Source organism: Streptomyces sp. NBC_00503 (genome assembly GCF_036346895.1).
Taxonomy (GTDB): domain Bacteria; phylum Actinomycetota; class Actinomycetes; order Streptomycetales; family Streptomycetaceae; genus Streptomyces.
The window spans coordinates 5244040-5263913 of the sequence record NZ_CP107855.1 but is presented as its reverse complement, the minus strand read 5'-3'; the positions used below and the strand labels follow the sequence as shown (position 1 = coordinate 5263913).

Sequence of the window (19874 nt, the reverse complement as noted above, 5' to 3'; positions counted from 1 at the left end):
CGCGACGGACGGTTGTCCGTCGCGCCACCGGAAGGGGTGAAGAGTCGTAACTTTCCCGTACGGTTCGCGTTCGAGCACGCTAAGAACTACTTCGAGCGCGCCACGACCTCCCGGGGGCCCGCGAGGACCGAGCCGGCGAGGACCCCTTCACCGAGGCCCCCTTCGCCCAGGACCCCGTCGCCCGGGACCCGGTGCCTGCCGAGCCGCCGCTCGGCGGCCAGGGACGGATCGAGGGCGGGAACGGCGGCGAGCAGCTGGCGGGTGTAGGCGTGCGCCGGGCGGTCGTAGACCTCGTCGACCGGCCCCTCCTCCACGATCACGCCGCCCCGCATGACGGCGACCCGGTCGCTGACCTGCCGCACCACCGCGAGGTCGTGGGCGATGAAGACCAGCGCGATGCCCAGCTCCCGCTGGAGCTCGGCCAGCAAGGCGGTGACCTGCGCCTGCGTGGTGACGTCGAGGGCGGAGACGGGTTCGTCGCAGACGATCAGCCGGGGCCGGGGCGCGAGGGCGCGGGCGATGCCCACGCGCTGGCGCTGGCCGCCGCTGAACTCGTGCGGGTAGCGGTCGTAGTGCGCGGCCTCCAGCCCGACGCGGACCAGCAGTTCGCCGACGCGGGCCCGGACCGCGGCCTCGTCGCGCCTCCCGGCCGCCCCCGGCGCGCGCAGTGGATCGGCGATCGACTCGCCGATCGAGCGGCGCGGGTTGAGCGAGGACACCGGGTCCTGGAACACCATCTGGACCCCGGACGCCACCCCCGCGACCCCCCGGCCACCGCGGCGGACCTGCCCCGAGTCGGGCTCCAGCAGCCCGACGAGCATCCGCCCGAGCGTGCTCTTGCCGCTGCCGCTCTCCCCCACGACCCCCAGCGTCTCCCCCGCCCGCACGGCAACCGAAACCCCACCCACGGCAACCACCCGCCGCTTCCCCCGCCCGAACTCCTTCCGCAACGCGAACGCCTCGACGACAGGCAAATCCAGCCCCGCCGGCGTTTGAGGCGCGGGGTCCGGGGCGGAGCCCCGATCCTTGAGCCGCACCGGCACATCCGGCCCCGCCACATCCCGCCCCGCCGGCGCGTCAAGCCTCGGCACGGCGGCCAGCAGGGCCCGGGTGTACCCGTGGGACGGCTGCGACAGCACATCCCCCACCGGCCCCCGCTCCACCACGGCCCCGTCCTTCATCACCAGCACCTCGTCCACGCTCTCCGCCGCGACCCCCACGTCGTGCGTGACCAGCACCAGCCCGAGCCCCCGCTCCTCGCGGAGCCCGTGCAGCAGGTCGAGGATCTGAGCCTGCACGGTGACGTCCAGCGCCGTCGTCGGCTCGTCCGCGATCAGCAGCCGCGGCTCGCACGCCAACGCCATCGCGATCAGGGCCCGTTGGCGCATGCCGCCGCTGAACTCGTGCGGCCGCGAACGCGCCCGGCGCACCGCGTCGGGGATGCCGACCCGGTCCAGTACCTCCACCGCCCGCGCACGGGCCGCGCGCCGGGTGCCGCCCGCGTGGATCCGGTACACCTCGGCGATCTGGTCGCCGACGGCGTAGTACGGGTCGAGGGAGCTCAACGGGTCCTGGAAGACCATGGCGGCGACGCCCCCGCGCAGGTCCCGCAGCTCCGACGGCGAGGCCGCGCCCACATCGGTGCCGCCGACCCGGACGGATCCGCCGAGCCGCGCGCCGGTCCCGCGGTGCAGCCCCAACAGGGCCGCCGCGACGGTCGACTTGCCGCTTCCGGACTCCCCCACGATGCCCAGGGCGCGCCCCGGGTCCAGGGTGAAGGAGACTCCGTCCACGGCCCGTACGTGCTCCCCCGGTCCGCCGACCGGGAAGTCGACGACGAGGCCGGTCACCTCCACCAGCGGTTCGGTCGTCGTCATGACAGGGCCACCCTTCGGTCCGCGACGGCGTACAGCAGGTCGGCGACGACGCCCGCGAGGACCACGGCCGTACCGATGGCCAGGACCACACCCACCACCACGGGCAGGTCCACCACCCGGACCCCGTCGATCAGCGTCTTTCCGAGTCCTGGGATCCCGAACAGCGATTCGGTCAGCACGGCGCCGCCGATCATCGTGCCGAAGTCCACGGCGCTGAGCGCGATCACCGGGGCCACCGCGCCGCGCACGGCGTGCCGGGTCACGACGGCCCGCTCCCCGACCCCGTAGGCGCGGAAGGTGCGGATGTGGTCCTCGGCGAGGGTTTCCAGCGTGGAACTGCGGGTCAGTCGGGCGTACTTGGCGCTCTCGAAGAAGCCGAGGGTCACCCAGGGCAGCAGCAGGTTCCAGGCCCACTGCTCGGGATCGTCGCCGAAGGCCACGTACGTCGGGAACGGCAGCCACTGGAGGTAGGCGCAGACGGCCATGAGCAGCAGCAGCCCGAGGATGAAGACGGGGGTTCCGGTGGCGGCGAGGGTGAGCACGGTCAGCACCCGCTCGGTGAGGCCGCCCCGGCGCAGTGCGGACAGCAGGCCGGTGCCGACGCCGATGACGAGCCAGATCACCAGGGCGCCCAGCGCCAGCGACAGGGTGGCGGGGAGCCGCTGCAGGATCAGCTCGGCGACCTGCTGGTCGTTCTGGTACGAGAATCCGAGGCAGGGCGCGTCGCAGTGCAGGACGACCCCGGCGCCGCCGGAGTAGTCCCGGCCCACCAGCAGTCCCTGGAGGAAGTGCAGGTACTGCGCGGGCGCCGAGGCGTTCAGCCCGAGCTGTTCGCGCACCTGGGCGATCTGCACCGGGTTGCAGCGCTCCCCGCAGGCGAGGCGGGCGGGGTCGCCGGGGGCGAGGTAGAAGAGGGCGTAGATCAGGACGGACAGGGTGAGCAGCACGAGCAGTGCGCCGCCGGTCCGTTTGAGTACGAAGCGGGTCACGCCGCGCGCTCCTTTCGGGTGCCGACCCGCAGGCGCGAGCCCGCGCGCGGGTCGAGGGCCGTGCGGACGGCGTCGCCGAGCACGGTGAAGGCGAGCACGGTGACGAAGAGCAGCCCGGCGGGGAGCAGGACGTAGGTGGGGTCGGCGCGGAACCAGGTCTGGGCGCTGGAGAGCATCTGCCCCCAGGACGGGGTCGGCGGCTTCACTCCGACGCCGAGGAAGGAGAGCGAGGCCTCGGCCACCATGTTGCCCGGCACGTGGAGCGCGGCGAGGGTGATGACGGGTGCCGCCAGCGAGGGCAGCAGTTCACGGCGGGCGATCCGCAGCGTGCTGCTGCCGGACAGCCGGGCGGCGTCGACGAAGTCCAGGCCGCGCAGCGACAGGGTCTGGGCCCGCACCATACGGGCGGTGGAGCCCCAGCCGAGCAGCCCGATGACGAGGATCAGCAGCAGTGGGCGCGGGAAGTCGGGTGGAACGACGGCGGTCAGCGCGATCGCGATCACGAGCATGGGCAGCGCGATGAGCACATCGGTGAGGCGGCCGATCAACCCGCCCGTGAAGCGGTTGCCGAGGGCTGCGGCGAGCCCCGCGGCCACGCCCACACAGACCTGCACGACGGTGGCGCCGAGCGCGACGAGCAGCGAGACCCGTGCCCCGTAGATCAGACGGGTGAAGAGGTCGCGGCCGGTGCCCGGCTCGACGCCGAGCCAGTGGTCGCCGGAGATCCCGCCGAAGGAGCCGAGGGGGACGCCGCCGCGTGCGGAGTCGACGAGTTCGTCGTGGTAGGCGTTCGGGTCCTGGCCGGCGAGCTGCGCGAGCAGCGGCGCGGCGAGGGCGAGGAGGACGAGGAGCGCGAGGACGGCGGCGGCCGCCACGGCCGCGGGCCGTGTGCGCAGCCGCCGCCAGACCTGGCGTCCGGCGCCCGGACCCGGGGCGGTGGCCCCGGGCACGGACGCCGACGGGTGGGCGAGGAGGGTCACTTGACCGAGACCTGCGAGATGTCGAGGACGCCGGTCCAGTCGCTGATCACGACGTTCTTGATGTCCTTGCCGACGATCCGCTTGTAGACCGGGTGGAAGAGCGGCACGTCGAGGGCCTGCTCGCCGATCTTCTTGTCGAGCGCGCCCCAGCGCTTGCCGGCCGCGGCGAGGTCGGTCAGCTTGGCGATCTCGTCGATCTCGGCGTTGACCGCCGGGTCGTTGAGCTGCGCGTGGTTGTAGTTGGTGCCGTTGGTGACGATCTGGCGGCCGTCGTAGATCGGGGCGAGGAAGGGTGCGCCGGAGGGCCAGTCGGCGCCCCAGCGGGAGAGGAAGAAGCCGGGGGTGTTCTTGGCGTCCCAGCGCTTCTCGTTGAAGGCGTTGTTCTCCAGGCCCTCCAGCTTGACGGTGATTCCGGCGGCGGCGAGCGCCTGCTGGACGGCCGTGGCCACCTCGGGGCTGGTCTGGCGGTTCTGCGCGGTGGAGTGGGTGAGGGTGACGGTGAGCCCGTCCTTGTAACCGGCTTCGGCCAGCAGCTCCTTGGCCTTGGCCGGGTCACCGGTCTTGCCCGCCGGGAAGTGGTCGTACTTGGTGAAGCCGAAGGCCTCCTGCTCGGGGAGGAAGGTGGTGGCGGGCTCGGCGAGCGCGGAGCCGCCGGCCGCGTTGATCACGCTGGTGCGGTTGATGGCGTAGGAGATGGCCTGGCGCACCTTCGGGTTGTCGAAGGGGGCCACCTTGGGGTTGAAGGCGAGGTAGTTGATGTAGCCGAAGTGCCCGGTGCCGACCCGGCCCGCCAGCTCCTTGTTGTCGCCTATCTGGGCGAGTTCAGCGGGGCCGAGGTTCGTGTCGGTGGTGACGGCGGCCGAGTCGGCGCCGGAGCTGGTGGAGAGGCGCTGGTTGATGACCGCCGCGTCGAGTCCGGACCGGACGTCGATCTTGTCCGGGTAGGCCTTGCGCTCCTCGTCGGTCTTCTCGTCCCAGTTCTCGTTGCGCTCCAGGGTGAGGTGTTCGCCGTCGTTCTCGTTCTTGGCGACCTTGTACGGGCCGGAGGAGACGGGGTGCTCCTCGTACTTGACTCCGGTGTCCTTGGCCTTGGGTACGGGCGCGAACTGCGTCTGCGTGGCGAGGAAGGGGAACTCCCCTTCGGGCTTGCGCAGTTTGAAGACGATCGTCTTCGCGTCGGGCACGACGATCGAGTCGAGCCCCTTACCGCCGTCCTTGTACGGGCCTTCGTAGGTCTCCCCGCCGACCAGCCAGTCGCGCAGGTACGGGGCCCCGCCCGACAGCTCGGCGGCGAAGGACCGCTCGATGCCGTACTTGATGTCGGCGGTGGTGATCGGCGTGCCGTCCTCGTACTTCAGCCCGTCCTTGAGCGTGTACGTCCACTCCGTGGCGTCGGCGTTGGCCTTGCCGAGGTCGGTGGCCAGGTCGGGCACGACCTTGGTGCCGGCCGGTCCGGCCTCGCGGTTGCGGGTGGTCAGGGTGCGGAAGACGAGCGAGGGAACGTTTCCGCCGCCGGAGGTGTAGAGCCGGGCGGGGTCGAAGTCGTTCTGCGGTTCGGCGTTGAGGACGGTGAGGGTGCCGCCCTTCTGCGGCGTGCCCCCGGCGGCGCCCGCGGCGCCGGTCTTCTGCGCCCCCTGGTCCGAGCCACCCTTGGGCCCGCAGGCCGCGGCGCCCCCGGCCAGGACGAGGCTGACGGCGACCACGGCCAGGCGGCGTGCTGTCTGATGGCGGGCGGAACCGGCGGAAAGCATGGGAAAACGACCTCTCGGCATGCAAGGGATTCAGGATGCTGATGCTGAATGCGGATTGCGGAGCGGGCCACGCGAGGGGCGGCGGTCGTGATCGACGTCAGCGGGGCCGGCGGAGTGCCGACGGCCGGGACGGAGAACGTGAAGAAGCCGCGCCTGCGGGCTGGAGAAAGCCCCCGGGCACGGCGCGGGAATTAGGAAGGGAGAAGGCCGCGCGCGCTCAGGGAGGCGTCAGCGACAGAAGATGTCGGCCACGCTGTGCGCGGTCACACCGAGCAGCGCCAGCTCAATGGCGGCGCTCGCGGCGGTGGTGTGATGGTGCGACATGCGGAGAACAATTACCGACCATCGGACGGCTTGTCAACGCGGTTCGTCAACTCCCGGGGAACACCCACGGGTTGGGCTTGCACTGGATTCCGTTGATGTCCAGGGACTTGGTCTGCTGCTGCATGATCGGCGCGAGCGCGCCCGGTGTCTGGCAGCTCACGTGCCCGTGTCCGAGCCGGTGGCCGACCTCGTGGTTGATCAGCATCTGGCGGTAGGCGAACATCTGGTCCGCGCCGTAGGTGACCGAACCCTGGGCCCAGCGGTACGCGTTGATCATCACGCGGTTGGTGGACGCGGAATCGCAGGAGACGTTGTCGACGGTGGTGTCGAGCCCCGATTTCGCGCACCAGACCCCGGTGGTCCCGGGACTGGCGAGCGTGATCACGAATTCGGCCTCGCCGCCCGGCACCCGCTCGAAGGTCTTCGTACCGCCGTGGCCCCAGCTGCGGTCGTCGTTGAGCGTGCGCTGGACGGCCTCGGCGAACAGCTGCGGGTCCAGGCCGAGCCCCTGCTCCACGTCGACCCGGTAGCGGATCACCTGGCCCTTGCCGGGCGCGGGCGCCACCCCGGGCACGGTGTCGAAGGTGCCGGGCCCCTTCAACTTGGCGTCGATGGGGAACTGCTGGGCCATCTTCTGGTCGTACGAGAGCTCCTGCGCGGGAGCCGCGGCCGCACCGGAGCTGTCCGGGGTGGGGCGGTCCTCGGAGCGGGAGGCCGCGGAGTTCCCCTGGGCGGCGTGACTGTTGGAGCCGTCGGTGGCGGCGCGGGCGGCGCTCTTGTCGGTGTCGCTCTCCGAGGCCACCTGGCCCGCGACGACGACGGCGAGCACGGTGGTGACGGCCGCGGCGGCCATACCGGTGTACGTGCGCACCTTGAGCCCGCGCCCGGACCCGGCCGGCGGCGCCTCTGCGGGGGCGACGGGAGCGACGGGAGCGACCGGCGTACGGGGCGCGGGAATCCGGCGGTGGGAACCGGTGGCGGTGAGGGCGGATTCCGGGACGGCCGTCTCGGCAACCGAGACCCGGCGGTGCGAGCCGGTGGCGGTGAAGGCGGTTTCGGGGAGGGCCGTCTCAGGGAACGCGGTTTCGGGGACCGGGATCCGGCGGTGCGAGCCCGTGGCGGTCAGCGGCGAGTCCAGGTCCAGTCGGGGGAAGCCGACCGCGGGGGTGCCGAAGGCCGGGGTGTCGCCGTCCCGGACCGGTACCGCGGTGGCCGCACCCGCCGAGGACCGGCCGCGCGGCGCCCCGCGCCAGTCCCCGTACACGGAGGCGGAGGAGGCGGAAGGGGACCCGGGCACGGAACCCGAGCCCCAGGCCCCGCCGGACTCGTGCTGCTCGGGATGCCCGCCGCGCGCACCGAACCCCGGACCGGGGCGCGACGGGGGCACGTGGCCCCGGTGGGCGGCGGGAGGCTCGGCCCATCCGGAGGCTGCGGGAGCCTGGGGTTGGGCGTGGAGCTGGGCATGAACATGAGGCTGGCCATGAGGCTGCGCATGAGCCTGGGCCTGGGCATGAACGGCTGCCTGCCCGGCCTGTGCCGGACGGCCTGAGCCGGAGCCCGGACCGCCGCCGGGGCCGGAGGCAGCGGCCGGGGCAGGGTCCTTGCGACTATGTCGTCCCACGGTGTCCTCAGCCCTTGCCGTCTTCGTCATCGGTGTCCCGAGCCGGATCCGGGTCCGGCGCGGTGTCGCGCACGCCGCCGGAGTCCTCCAGCAGCTCCCGGAAGGCGGCCGCGACCACCTCGGGGTACTCCATCATCGCCACGTGTCCGGCCTCGGGCAGACTCAGCAGCCGCGAACCCCGGAAGGACGCCGCGGCCTTGCGGGCCATACGGTACGAGACCAACTGGTCCCGGCCACCGTAGACCAGCAGCGTCGGCGCCAGTACCCGCTGCGCCTGGCGCCACAGTCCGTGCTGACCACCGAGGGTGTAGGCGTCGACGATGCCGCGCGAGGAACGGGCCAGCGCGTCCCAGAAGTACGGCAGCGCGATCCGGCGCTCCATCTCCTCGACGGCCGCCGCGAACGCCTCCGGCGTCACCCGTGAGGGGTCTCCGTAACAGAGGTCCGTCACCCCCCGGGTGCGCTGTTCGGCGCTCAGACCCCGGGTGAGGCGGTCCACGAGCACGCCCATGCCCGGTACGGCGAGCAGCGCCGTCGGCACCGCCGACTTCTGCACCCGCAGTTCCGGCAGGGCCGGGGAGATCAGCGTCAGCGTGCTCACCAGGTCGGGGCGGGCGGCCGCGACCCGGGTGGAGACGGCTCCGCCGAGGGAGTTGCCGAACAGGTGCACCGGCCCGCGCCCGGCGGCGTCGAGGTGGCGGATGACGGCCCGGGCGAGCCCGGTGACGGAGTAGTCCCGGTCGGCGGGCGGCGGGGACCAGCCGAAGCCCGGCAGGTCGAGGGCCTCGCCGTCGACGGTGTCGGCCAACTTGGCCATCAGGGCGGACCAGTTCTGCGAGGACCCGCCGAGCCCGTGTACGAATAGGGCGGGCGGCAGGCCGGCCCGGACCGGCGGGCGGACCCGTACGGACAGTTCCAGCCCGGGGAGCCGGTCGGTGCGCAGCTGCTCCCCTTCGGCCATCCGCACGGCTCCCACCTGGGGAGACGACTCGGCGGTGGACCGCACACCCGGCAGCTCGGTCGAAGACATGGGGGCAATGTTACGAGAGGATCACGCCCGGCCTGTTGTGTTCGGTGTCACAGGCGCTTCGGAAGCCACCTAGCGGGGTATCCGCGATCCTCCTAGGCTCGTAGGTGGAAAGGGGAGCCCCATGACTGTCGACCCTGCGGAACCGGACACCTTCCAGGCCGAGCTGCGGGAATCCCTCGACGCGGAAGCCCCCGAGGCGGACGCGGCGGAGCAGAACACCGAATTGAGCCCGGTCGAGGACGACCCGCTCACCGGCCTGGGCCTGCGCGAAGCCGGCGCCGCCGATACCGCGGAGCAGGCCCGGGTGGTCGCCCTGGACGAGGACGACTACCGCTGAACCGCGACCGAACCCCGCCGGCCTTGCCCTGACCAGCATCTCCGGCGGGTTACCGGAGGTCCGTACCGCGAGAAAACTCGGCTTGGACCCTCCAGATTCGGTTACCGAAAAGTACGATGGCGGCGCGGCGCAAGGCGCACTGTGTTCTAGAGAAAGTGGGAGGCGGCGTGACAGCCATCGAGCAGACCGAGGCAGCGCGTCCGCGGGGCACGCGACTTCCGCGCCGGGCCCGGCGCAACCAGCTCCTGGGCGCGGCCCAGGAGGTATTCGTCGCGCAGGGTTACCACGCCGCGGCGATGGACGACATCGCCGAGCGCGCCGGCGTCAGCAAGCCGGTGCTGTACCAGCACTTCCCGGGGAAGCTCGACCTGTACCTGGCGCTGCTGGACCAGCACTGCGAGTCGCTGTTGCTCGCCGTGCGCACCGCGCTGGCGTCGACGAGCGACAACAAGATGCGCGTCGCCGCGACCATGGACGCCTACTTCGCCTACGTCCAGGACGAGGGCGGCGCCTTCCGGCTCGTCTTCGAGTCGGACCTGACGAACGAGCCGGCCGTGCGCGAGCGCGTCGACCGCGTCTCGCTCCAGTGCGCGGAGGCCATCTCCGACGTCATCGCCGAGGACACCGGCCTGTCGAAGGACGAGTCGATGCTGCTGGCCGTGGGCCTGGGCGGGGTCTCGCAGGTCGTGGCCCGGTACTGGCTGTCGAGCGAGAGCCCGGTCGCCCGCGATACGGCGGTGGGGCTGCTGACCTCGCTGGCGTGGCGCGGAATCGCCGGCTTCCCGCTGCACCCCACGGACGTCTGAACGAACGTCTGAGACGGACGTCGGTACGAACGTCCGAGCCGATGTCCGCCCGGAGGTCCGGGCGGACGTCCGGGCTGGCCTTTGGGCGGCGCCGGTCCGGCCCTGACCGGCCTGCTGTTCGCTGCGAGCGTGGCCGCCCTGCGGCGGACACCTCGTCTCTCCGGGCTAATGTGGACCGGGTAACGGCGCGGCAGATCGCGCGAACCGGACCGTCGGAGGGACAAGGCCGTGGAGGTCAAGATCGGCGTGCAGCACGCACCCCGGGAGATCGTGCTTGAGAGCGACCTGAGCGCCGAGGAGCTGGAGAGCATCGTCACCGCCGCCCTGTCCGGCTCGGCGCCGCTGCTCAGCCTCACGGACATCAAGGGCCGCAAGGTCCTGGTGCCGTCCGACCGCCTGTCGTACGTCGACCTGGGCGAGCCCAGCGCGCGGAAGGTCGGTTTCGGCGCGCTCTGAGCAGCGCACCGAGAACGTCCGAAACGGCCCGGTGGATGACTCCACCGGGCCGTTTCCGTTTCCTCCGCTTCGGGTAGGAGCCAGTTGAGGCACCACCCCGGTACGCCCCCGTCGCTTTGGGAGGATCCCCCATGCTGCTGATCGAGGCGCTTGGCTCCGCTCTCCTGGGCCTGGCCCTGTCCGGGGCGGCCGTCCGAGCGCTCGCCCAGCGGCTGCCCTCACCGCGGATGGTGCTGGTGAGCGGGGTCTCCGGAGCACTCTTCGGCGCGTACCTGACACACACGGCCCTGGGCCCCGGGCACAACACCCTGCTCGCGACCTTCACCGGCGGGGTACTGGTTTCCGCGGTGGTCCTGTCCCTGCTGCTGCGCCCGGCCCAGCTGCCCGGGAGGCCGTCCCCCCGGACTCCGTTTTCGGTTCCGACGCGGGGCTGACCGACGCCGCGGGCCCGGATGACGACGGCCCCGGACCGCACGACTGACGACGTACGCCGGCCCCGGCGCGGAATGATCCCGCGCCGGGGCCGGCGTGCGTACGGCTAGGTCGGGTCAGGCCGCGAGGCCCAGGGCCGCCATCCGCTTGGTGTGCGCCTTGGTGATGCGGGTGAACATCTCGCCGACGGCCGCGAGGTCGAAGCCGGCGGCCATGCCGTCGACCCCGCCGACCAGCATGGTGGAGAGCGCGTCGCGCTCGGCGACCACGCGCTGCGCCTGCGACAGCGCCTCGCCCATCAGCCGGCGGGCCCACAGTGCGAGCCGGCCGCCGCAGCGCGGGTCGGCCTCGATGGCGGCGCGGACCTTCTCGACGGCGAAACCGCCGTGGCCCGTGTCGTCCAGCACGCTCACGACGAGCCCGCGGGTGTCGGTGTCGAGGTGCGTGGCGACCTCGCGGTAGAAGTCACTGGCGATCGAGTCGCCGACGTAGGCCTTGACCAGGCCTTCCAGCCAGTCCGACGGCGCGGTCTGGCGGTGGAAGTCGTCGACGCCCTTCGCAAAGGGTTCCATGGCCGCGGTGGGGTCCGCGTCGATAGCGGCGAGACGGTCGCGGAGCCTCTCGAAGTGGTGGAATTCGGCGGAGGCCATCTTCGCGAGCTCGGCCTTGTCGCCGAGGGTGGGCGCGAGTTTCGCGTCCTCCGCGAGGCGTTCGAAGGCCGCGAGTTCGCCGTACGCGAGCGCCCCGAGGAGATCGACCACAGCAGCCTTGTACTGCGGCGATGCGGAGGCCGTGGCCCAGTCCTGGGCGGCGATTCCGGCCGCCTCTGCGGGGGCGCTGCCGTCGGCGGGCGATGCGTTTTCAACGGTCGACATGCTCCGCACAATAGCTCGCCGAAAGGCACTGCGAACCACCTGCTCAGTCCACGTAAACGCGCCTACCTGATGAATTCACCCGACACAGCTGCGAGATTCCGGGGTACAGTGGTAATGCGCCTGCCGAACACTCGGCGGGCCATCCGAATGAGGATGCCCGGTCGGTGGCCCGATCGGCTCCACCCGACCGCCCTCGGCGTGAAGCGTACGTTCATACGTACCGCCTCCCACGAGGGGCCCCCTCAGCGGCATAAAGCGCCTGAGCGATGGCTCGTGGTCCCGCGCAGTTTGCACGGCCCGCCCAGATTTGGGTGGGCGTAGTACTGCAAGCCCGGCACGGTACGACCCCCTTCGCCGCCTCGCGCCGCGTCTCACAGAAGAGGCAGCACCCTGACTACGTTCCGTGACCTCGGGATTCTCCCCGAGACCGCCGAAGCCCTCGAGGCCGTCGGCATCGTGTCCCCCTTCCCGATCCAGGAGATGACCCTCCCCGTCGCCCTTTCCGGCACGGACGTCATCGGCCAGGCCAAGACCGGTACCGGCAAGACGCTCGGTTTCGGCCTTCCCCTGCTGGAGCGGGTCACCGTCCCCGCGGACGTCGAGGCGGGCCGGGCCCGGCCCGACCAGCTGACCGACGCCCCGCAGGCGCTCGTGGTGGTTCCGACCCGCGAGCTCTGCACCCAGGTCACCAACGACCTCCTGACCGCGGGCAAGGTCCGCAACGTCCGCGTCCTCGCCATATACGGCGGCCGCGCGTACGAGCCGCAGGTCGAGGCGCTCAAGAAGGGCGTCGACATCATCGTCGGCACCCCGGGCCGCCTGCTCGACCTGGCCGGACAGAAGAAGCTCGATCTCTCCAAGATCCGCGCCCTCGTCCTGGACGAGGCCGACGAGATGCTCGACCTGGGCTTCCTGCCCGACGTCGAGCGGATCATGAGCTACCTGCCGCCGAAGCGTCAGACCATGCTGTTCTCGGCGACCATGCCGGGCGCGGTCATCGGTCTCGCCCGCCGCTACATGACGCAGCCGACGCACATCCGCGCCGTCTCCGAGGACGGCGAGGGCGCGACCGTCGCCAACACCACGCAGCACGTCTTCCGTGCGCACAACATGGACAAGCCGGAGCTCGTCTCCCGCATCCTGCAGGCCGAAGGCCGCGGGCTCGCCATGATCTTCTGCCGCACCAAGCGCACCGCGGCCGACATCGCCGAGCAGCTCGAGAAGCGCGGCTTCGCGTCCGGCGCCGTCCACGGCGACCTGGGCCAGGGCGCCCGCGAGCAGGCGCTGCGCGCCTTCCGCAACGGCAAGGTCGACGTGCTGGTCTGCACCGACGTCGCCGCCCGCGGTATCGATGTCGAGGGTGTCACCCACGTCATCAACTACCAGACGCCCGAGGACGAGAAGACCTTCCTGCACCGTGTGGGCCGCACCGGCCGCGCGGGCAAGAAGGGCATCGCCGTCACCCTGGTCGACTGGGACGACATCCCGCGCTGGCAGCTGATCAACAAGGCGCTGGAGCTGGACTTCCACGACCCGGTGGAGACGTACTCCACGTCCCCGCACCTGTACGAGCTGATGAACATCCCGGCCGGCACCAAGGGCATCCTGCCGCGCGGCGAGCGCACGCGGGCCGGCCTGAAGGCCGAGAACCTGGAAGACCTGGGCGAGACCGGCGGCCGCGGTGGCCGTGGCGGTCGCGACGGCGGCCGTGACAGCGGTCGCGACAGCGGCCGTGGTGGTCGCGACGGCGGCCGCGATGGTGGCCGTGACGGTCGCGGGGCTGCCCCCGCCGCCGCTCCGGCGGCCGAGGAGCGTGCTCCCCGTACGCCGCGCCAGCGCCGCCGCACCCGCGGTGGTTCGGAGTCGGGCGTCGTCGAGGCCGTGGCCACGGCCGCCGTGGTGACCCCGGTCGCCGAGGCTCCGCAGGCCGCGCAGGTCCCGGCCGCCGCGCAGGCTCCGGCCGTCGAGGAGGCGCGCAAGCCGCGCCGCCGCCGGACCCGGTCCGCCGCTCCGGCCGCCACCTTCGTCGCCCCCTCGACGGTGCTGGAGCCCCTGGCCCCGTTCGTCGTGGAGCCCGAGCCCGACTTCCAGATGGCCCCGATGGTGGAGCCGGTCCGCGCCCCGCGGAGCAGCGCCCCGCGGAGCAGTGCCCCCCGCAGCAGCGCCCCGCGCGCCCGTGCGCCCCGCAAGGCCGCGGCCGCCCCGGTGACCCCGGTCGCCGAGGTCGTCGCCCAGGCAGCCGTGGTCGAGGCTCCGGTCGCTCCGGCCGTCGCCGCGGTCGCGGTCGCCGAGGAGGCCCCGGTCAAGCCGAAGCGCACGCGGACCCGCAAGGTCGCCGCTGCCGCCCCGGCCGCCGAGGTCGTCGCCGAGGCCGCCGCTCCGGTGGCGGAGGAGGCTCCGGTCAAGCCGAAGCGCACCCGCACCCGCAAGGTCGCGGCCGCCGCCCCGGAGGCTCCGGCCGCCGAGGCCGCCGCTCCGGTCGCCGAGGAGGCTCCGGTCAAGCCGAAGCGCACCCGGACCCGCAAGGCCGCTGCCGCTCCGGTGGAGACCCCGGAGGCGTAACGCCCGCCCGATGGCCCCGATCCCCTTCCGAGGGGGCCGGGGCCATCGGCGTGTCCGGGCCCGTCCGGTCGTACTGCCGTACGAGGCTACGGGCCGGTAACCTCGGGCCATGAGCAAGCCGCCGAGCCTCACCCTGCCCCCCGCAGCCCGTGCGTACCGCCTGTCCACCGCCCGCGGCGAGTTCGCCGTGCACGAGGCCTCCCCCGGGCTCGGCTCCGGCGGGCCCGTGCGCGGCACCGCCCTGCTGGTCCCCGGCTACACGGGCAGCAAGGAGGACTTCATCGGCCTCCTCGCGCCGCTGGCCGCGGCGGGCTACCGGGTGGTCGCCGTCGACGGGCGGGGCCAGCACGAGAGCGGCGGCCCGCGCACGGAAGCCCCGTACGCCCTGGAGGAGCTGGCCGGGGACGTCCTCGCACAGACGGCGGCCCTGGCCGACGGGGGCCCGGTGCACCTGCTGGGGCACTCGCTGGGCGGGCTGATCGCCCGGGCGGCCGTGATCCGCGATCCGGCCCCCTTCGCGAGCCTCACGCTGATGAGCAGCGGCCCGCGCGCGGTCTGCGAGGACCAGCAGGCCCGTACGAAGATGCTGATCTCCGCTCTGGAGGTGATGGGCGATGACATGCCCGGCATCTGGGAGGCCATGCGCGCCATGGATCCGCGCGACGAGGCCCCCGACTCCCCCGAGCTCGCCCAGTTCCTGCGCGAGCGCTGGCTGGGGACGGTCCCGGAGCAGCTGATCGTCACCGGCCGGGCGCTGGTCAGCGAGCCGGACCGGACCGCGGAGCTCGCCGCCGCGGCGCCCGGGCTGGCGAAGCTGGTGCTCTCGGGGGCCTCGGACCCGGTGTGGCCGGTGGAGTGGATGGACGACACGGCGCGGTTGCTGGGCGCTTACCGGGTAGTGGTCGCGGGTACGGCACACTCGCCGAACGCCGAGGATCCGCTGGCCACGGCGGCTGCCCTGGTGGGGTTCTGGGACTCCTGCGGGGACTCCGATACCCAGTAGTACTTAGCCAGTGAAAAAATTTCCTTAGCGTAGGGAATGTTTGCGGCTTACACTTCGTTAACCCTGTACGTAGGAGAAACACGACGAAGGGAGAAGCCCCATGCGCTTCGAGATTCTGCGCCTGGACGACGTCGACGGATCTGCCGTGGACAGCACCGTCGTGGACGCGGCCTCCGTCAACCGGATCGTGCAGCAGGCCGCGGCCATCGGCCAGCGCATCCTGATCCGACCGGCAGCGACCGCTTCCAACTGACGACCGCGCCCGACCGACGACTGGCACAACGCCACCGTGAATCAGAACGCCCCCGTACCGGATCGGTACGGGGGCGTTCGCATGCGCGCCGGTCGCGGCCGGAGCACTAGGCCGTGTGGATCACCTGGATCACGCCGTTGATGATCTGCTGGACGGCGATCGCGGAGAGCATCATGCCGGCCAGCCGCGTCACGAGGACCACGCCGCCGTCCTTGATCACGCGGATGATGACGAGCGAGTAGCGCATCACCACCCACAGCACGACGTGCATCGCGATGATCGCGCACCAGACGGAGAGCTGGCCGCTGAATCCGTCGGCCTTCTGCACCGCCAGGATGACCGACACGATCGCGCCGGGTCCGGCGAGCAGCGGCATGCCGAGCGGGACGAGCGCGACGTTCACGTCCTTGGTCTGCTTCGGCTCGTCGGTCTTGCCCGTGAGCAGGTCGAGCGCGATGAGCAGGAGCAGCAGGCCGCCCGCGATCATCAGGGCCGGCACGGAGACGTGCAGGTAGTCGAGGATCTGCTGGCCGCAGATGCCGAAGACGGCGATGACGCCGAAGGCGACGCAGACGGCCTGCCAGGCCATCCGGCGCTGCACCTTGGCGGGGCGGCCGGAGGTCAGGGCGAGGAAGATGGGCGTGATCCCCGGGGGGTCCATAATCACAAAAAGCGTGAGAAAGAGGGATCCGAAGACGGCGAAATCGAGCACAGTGATGCCTTGCAGGAGAGGGGTGTTACGAAAAAGGGCGTGGTGGCGTGCGGCGCGGGCAGCGCTCGGCCGCCACGAAGGGGTCCGGGTACAGGGACGGGTACGAGTACGGGTGGTGCGTGCCGGCGGCCGTCAGCCGCGTACGCGTCCACCCGCGCCGGGAACGGGGAACGCCCCGGTCGCGCGGCGCGTGATCTCGCCGTAGATCTCGGGGTCGGTCGTGTGGTCCCCGAGGCGGCAGGTCTTGCGGCCGCCGTGGTAGTCGCTGGACCCGGTGGTCAGCAGACCGAGCTCGCCGGCCAGGCCGCGCAGGCGCGCGCGGGTGGGGGCGTCGTGGTCCATGTGGTCGACCTCGATGCCGTCGAGTCCGGCTTCGGCGAGCGCCGCTATCGCGTCGTCGGAGACGCACGTACCGCGCTTGACGGCGGCCGGGTGCGCGAAGACGGTGACCCCGCCGGCCGCCTTGACCAGGCGGACCGCGTCGAAGGCGTCGAACTCGTGCTTCTCGGCGTAGGCGCGGCCGCCGTCGGCGAGCCAGTCCGGCGTGAACGCGTCGGAGACGGTGCGGACCACGCCGAGCTCCACGAGCGCGGTGGCGATGTGCGGCCGGCCGACGGAACCCTCGCCGGCGATCCGGTCCACCTGCTCCCAGGTGACGGGGACCCCGAGGTCCTGCAGCTTGCCGATCATGGCCAGCGCGCGGGGGGTGCGGTCGTCGCGTACGAGTTCCCGCTCGCGGAAGAGCTCGGGCTCCTCGGGATCGAAGAGGTAGGCGAGCATGTGCAGCCCGATCCCGTCGAGGCGGCAGCTCAGCTCGGCGCCGGTGACCAGGGTCAGCCCCTCGGGCAGCGCCTCGATGGCCTCGCGGTAGCCGCTCACGGTGTCGTGATCGGTCAGCGCGACCACGTCGAGCCCGCCGGCGGCCGCGTTGCGGACCAGCTGGGCGGGGGTGTCCGTACCGTCGGAAGCCGTGGAGTGGGCGTGCAGGTCGATGCGCACGGCCGGGCTCCAGGTGGTGGTGGGTATGACGGGGGACGCTCAAGGATACCCGGGTCAGGAGGACAAAATGCGCGGACTCAGGGCTCCGCAGGGCAGGAGCTCCACCTCGGCTCCGGCGTCCCGCAGGTCCGTCAGGACGAGCTCGTCGTACATCAGGAGCCCCGACTGCTCCGGCCAGACGATGGCCCACAGCCACAGCCCGCGCGCCTCGCCCGCGAAGACGGCCCGGTCCTCCGGGACGCCGCTCACGTGCCACAGCGGCGTCGGGCGGCCCGCGGCGACGACCTTGGTGTCCGGCGGGGCGGAGACGTTCATGTAGGAGCCCGGATCGGGGGCGTCGATGCCCGCGAACCGTGCGCCCAGGCCCACGCCCAGTTCCTCCGCGATCAGCACCAGCTCGCCGATGCCGCCCAGCGGGCCGGGGCCCGAGCACGCCACGGCCGTGGCCCGGCCGCCGCTGCGGTCGTCACCGGCGGACGCGACCCCGGTGAACAGCCATCCCACGGGCAGCGGCCACGGCATCCAGACCGGGACCTGGGCCCGGTTGACCACCACGCTCAGACCCTCGACGCTCGGCGGGATCACCGGCTGCAGGGGGTGCACCGTGCCGTGCACCGTGCACTGCCAGGAGTCGGCGAAGAGGCCGGGCGCCCTGACCCGGCCACCGCACTTCGGGCAACTCGGTTCGCCCCTCATACGAAGCCACGCTCCTCCCCGCCGCGCGCCCCGTCAAGACGCGATCACCCGTCCGGGCGGCCGGGTTCCGTTGAGGATCTTCAATCCAGTGCGACGGCCGTACGCAGAGGGTCCCGCAGATCGGTGCCGTGCGCGAGCCAGCGTTCCTGGAGGGCGGCCGCGCCGTGCACCCGCTTCCACGCCGCCTCGTTGGCCGTCATCGGCAGGAGCGGGAAGAAGGCCACCGGGTCCATGGGGTCGTCGAGGGCGAGGTCCTCCACCAGTCCGCCGGACTCCGCCACCAGTACGGAGGTGAACGCCGCCCCGTCCCACAGCGGTTCCCCCACGTCCAGCGAGGCCCCGGGGGCCACGATCAGCCCTTCGACCTGGGGCGCCGCGCCCAGCACGGCCAGCGGCCGCAGCAGCTTGTCGGTGGGCGCGAGTCCGCCCCGTACGGTCAGTACGAGCTCGGCGCGGGGACCCCGTACCGGATCGGCGACCACCACGGTCGGGTCGCCCATCGGATGGGCGGACATGCCGAGGGTCGCGTACCGCACCAGGTCCCCTTCCGTGAAGCGGAGTACCTCGATGCGGTCGGTGCCCAGGAAGGTGACGGCCGCGCGTGCGTCGGGTTCGCCGAGCGCGCTGCGCAGCCGGGCTTCCACAAGGGCCAGAATTTCTGCCATGGAGTGAGCATAGAACTCGTATCAGCCGGGTAAAGGGCGGGTCTTGACCATCCGTCGGCTGATATCGTTGACCGCTGGTCGGGGACGCTCTCAGAAGAGAAGTTTCAGTGCTCCGGCGACAGGACGTCCCCCACGGGGGACCGGCCGGAGGAGGTGGGGTCTGCGGTGGATCGAAGTCGATCGTGCAGTACCAATCGCTCTTCCACTTCGCTGACGGGCGTTTCGCGCCCCCTTTGATCCCCTCACCCGGATCAGTCGAAGAGCGACGGCAGAACTGTGTCCTCCGTCCTTTTCCTTCCGCCTGACCGGGCCCTGCCGGCCGCGGCGGCGGAAGCCTCCCACCCGTACGGTCCGCAGCCGTGCGCGAGAAGGAGCCTGCCATGTCGATGCTGCCCTACCTCCGTGCCGCCGTCCGTCCGGCACTGCGCCGGTCCACCCCCGTACAGCCCGGCTACGACACCACCCGCGACCCCTCCGCGAGCACCGCGGTGGTCGACTGCGCCGTCTACCGCGACGGGCGGCGCGGCGGGTCCGCGAGGGACGGCGGGCGCCTGACGCCCCGTGAGGCGATGCGCCAGGTCCGCGAGGACGGCGGTTTCGCCTGGATCGGCCTGCACGAGCCGACCGAGGACGAGTTCGCCGGGATCGCCGCCGTGTTCGGCCTGCACCCGCTCGCCGTGGAGGACGCGGTCCACGCCCACCAGCGGCCGAAGCTGGAGCGCTACGACGACACCCTCTTCACCGTCTTCAAGACGATCCACTACGTGGAGCACGCCGAACTCACCGCCACCAGCGAGGTGGTGGAGACCGGCGAGGTGATGTGCTTCACCGGCCCCGACTTCGTCATCACCGTCCGGCACGGCGGCCAGGGCTCCCTGCGGGGTCTGCGCCACCGCCTCCAGGACGACCCGGCGCTCCTCGCCCGGGGTCCGTCCGCCGTCCTGCACTCCCTCGCCGACCACGTGGTCGACGGTTACATCGCCGTCGCCTCGGCCGTCCAGGACGACATCGACGAGGTGGAGAGCGAGGTCTTCGCCGCCCCTGCCAAGGGCAGTGCGCGCGGCGGCGACGCGGGCCGCATCTACCAGCTCAAGCGCGAGGTGATGGAGTTCAAGCGGGCCGTCTCCCCGCTGCTGCGGCCCATGGAGCTGCTCAGCGAGCGCCCGATGCGGCTGGTGGACCCGGACATCCAGAAGTACTTCCGCGACGTCGCCGACCACCTGGCGCGCGTCCACGAGCAGGTCGTCGGCTTCGACGAGCTGCTGAACTCGATCCTCCAGGCCAATCTGGCCCAGGCGTCCGTCGCCCAGAACGAGGACATGCGCAAGATCACCTCGTGGGCGGCGATCATCGCCGTGCCGACGATGATCTGCGGGGTGTACGGGATGAACTTCGAGAACATGCCGGAGCTGCACTGGCGCTACGGCTATCCGATGGTGATGGCCGCCATCGCCGGCAGCTGCTTCACCATCCACCGGGCCCTGCGCCGCAACGGCTGGCTGTAGC

20 protein-coding genes are annotated in these 19874 nt (G+C 72.1%); 8 read left to right on the top strand and 12 right to left on the bottom strand.

Features of this window, described 5'->3' with window-relative positions; all coding sequences use genetic code 11:
* Positions 1-86: 86 nt before the first annotated feature.
* From OG490_RS24570 to OG490_RS24540, 7 genes are all read right to left on the bottom strand, one after another.
* Positions 87-1877, bottom strand: a complete 1791-nt coding sequence (locus OG490_RS24570) for an ABC transporter ATP-binding protein (RefSeq protein WP_330298441.1) — start codon at positions 1875-1877, stop codon at positions 87-89.
* Complete coding sequence (locus OG490_RS24565; RefSeq protein WP_330298440.1) at positions 1874-2866, bottom strand: ABC transporter permease; 993 nt, start codon at positions 2864-2866, stop codon at positions 1874-1876. The genes OG490_RS24570 and OG490_RS24565 overlap by 4 nt, the downstream gene beginning before the upstream one ends.
* Positions 2863-3846 (bottom strand): ABC transporter permease, encoded by a 984-nt coding sequence (locus tag OG490_RS24560; RefSeq protein ID WP_330298439.1) that lies wholly within the window; start codon positions 3844-3846, stop codon positions 2863-2865. The genes OG490_RS24565 and OG490_RS24560 overlap by 4 nt, the downstream gene beginning before the upstream one ends.
* Positions 3843-5597 carry an ABC transporter substrate-binding protein gene (locus tag OG490_RS24555; RefSeq protein WP_330298438.1) on the bottom strand — a complete coding sequence of 585 codons (1755 nt, stop codon included), beginning with the start codon at positions 5595-5597 and terminating at the stop codon, positions 3843-3845. The genes OG490_RS24560 and OG490_RS24555 overlap by 4 nt, the downstream gene beginning before the upstream one ends.
* Before the next feature lie 228 nt (positions 5598-5825).
* Positions 5826-5921, bottom strand: coding sequence for an Ms4533A family Cys-rich leader peptide (locus OG490_RS24550; protein ID WP_330298437.1), 96 nt, complete (start codon positions 5919-5921; stop codon positions 5826-5828).
* Positions 5922-5967: 46 nt separating this feature from the next.
* On the bottom strand, positions 5968-7308 hold the full coding sequence (locus OG490_RS24545) for a DUF3152 domain-containing protein (RefSeq protein ID WP_330298436.1): 1341 nt from the start codon (positions 7306-7308) through the stop codon (positions 5968-5970).
* Between the two features lie 241 nt (positions 7309-7549).
* A complete protein-coding gene (locus tag OG490_RS24540; protein WP_330298435.1) occupies positions 7550-8572 on the bottom strand; it encodes an alpha/beta fold hydrolase in 1023 nt (340 codons plus the stop codon).
* Positions 8573-8693: 121 nt separating this feature from the next.
* Between OG490_RS24540 and OG490_RS24535 the strand changes: the two genes are divergently transcribed.
* The 4 genes from OG490_RS24535 (at position 8694) to OG490_RS24520 (ending at position 10605) form a co-directional block, all read left to right on the top strand.
* Positions 8694-8909, top strand: a complete 216-nt coding sequence (locus OG490_RS24535; protein ID WP_330298434.1) for a hypothetical protein — start codon at positions 8694-8696, stop codon at positions 8907-8909.
* 167 nt (positions 8910-9076) lie between these two features.
* Positions 9077-9715: a TetR/AcrR family transcriptional regulator gene (locus tag OG490_RS24530; protein WP_330298433.1), complete on the top strand. Its 639-nt coding sequence runs from the start codon at positions 9077-9079 to the stop codon at positions 9713-9715.
* A 228-nt stretch (positions 9716-9943) separates the two neighbouring features.
* Positions 9944-10171, top strand: a complete 228-nt coding sequence (locus tag OG490_RS24525; RefSeq protein WP_330298432.1) for a DUF3107 domain-containing protein — start codon at positions 9944-9946, stop codon at positions 10169-10171.
* A gap of 131 nt (positions 10172-10302) precedes the next feature.
* Complete coding sequence (locus tag OG490_RS24520) at positions 10303-10605, top strand: hypothetical protein (RefSeq protein ID WP_330298431.1); 303 nt, start codon at positions 10303-10305, stop codon at positions 10603-10605.
* A gap of 114 nt (positions 10606-10719) precedes the next feature.
* Here OG490_RS24520 and OG490_RS24515 read toward each other — a convergent pair whose 3' ends face one another.
* Positions 10720-11478, bottom strand: coding sequence for a ferritin-like fold-containing protein (locus tag OG490_RS24515; protein WP_330298430.1), 759 nt, complete (start codon positions 11476-11478; stop codon positions 10720-10722).
* Positions 11479-11934: 456 nt separating this feature from the next.
* Between OG490_RS24515 and OG490_RS24510 the strand changes: the two genes are divergently transcribed.
* From OG490_RS24510 to OG490_RS24500, 3 genes are all read left to right on the top strand, one after another.
* Complete coding sequence (locus OG490_RS24510; RefSeq protein ID WP_330298429.1) at positions 11935-14040, top strand: DEAD/DEAH box helicase; 2106 nt, start codon at positions 11935-11937, stop codon at positions 14038-14040.
* Positions 14041-14149: 109 nt separating this feature from the next.
* On the top strand, positions 14150-15043 hold the full coding sequence (locus OG490_RS24505) for an alpha/beta fold hydrolase (RefSeq protein WP_330298428.1): 894 nt from the start codon (positions 14150-14152) through the stop codon (positions 15041-15043).
* 100 nt (positions 15044-15143) lie between these two features.
* Positions 15144-15296 carry a hypothetical protein gene (locus tag OG490_RS24500; protein WP_330298427.1) on the top strand — a complete coding sequence of 51 codons (153 nt, stop codon included), beginning with the start codon at positions 15144-15146 and terminating at the stop codon, positions 15294-15296.
* 106 nt (positions 15297-15402) lie between these two features.
* On the opposite strand, the gene OG490_RS24495 is transcribed toward OG490_RS24500, so the two are convergent.
* The 4 genes from OG490_RS24495 to OG490_RS24480 form a co-directional block, all read right to left on the bottom strand.
* The gene (locus OG490_RS24495; protein WP_330298426.1) at positions 15403-16008 is read right to left on the bottom strand and encodes a MarC family protein; all 606 of its coding nucleotides are present in this window, start codon (positions 16006-16008) and stop codon (positions 15403-15405) included.
* Between the two features lie 132 nt (positions 16009-16140).
* Complete coding sequence (locus OG490_RS24490; protein WP_330298425.1) at positions 16141-17007, bottom strand: PHP domain-containing protein; 867 nt, start codon at positions 17005-17007, stop codon at positions 16141-16143.
* Positions 17008-17061: 54 nt separating this feature from the next.
* Complete coding sequence (locus OG490_RS24485) at positions 17062-17703, bottom strand: DUF6758 family protein (protein WP_330298424.1); 642 nt, start codon at positions 17701-17703, stop codon at positions 17062-17064.
* An 80-nt stretch (positions 17704-17783) separates the two neighbouring features.
* Positions 17784-18368: a suppressor of fused domain protein gene (locus OG490_RS24480; RefSeq protein WP_330298423.1), complete on the bottom strand. Its 585-nt coding sequence runs from the start codon at positions 18366-18368 to the stop codon at positions 17784-17786.
* Positions 18369-18748: 380 nt separating this feature from the next.
* Here OG490_RS24480 and OG490_RS24475 point away from each other — a divergent pair, with 380 nt between their 5' ends.
* Entirely contained in the window at positions 18749-19873 is a 1125-nt protein-coding gene (locus OG490_RS24475) for a magnesium and cobalt transport protein CorA (protein WP_330298422.1), read from the top strand.
* Position 19874 lies beyond the last annotated feature (1 nt).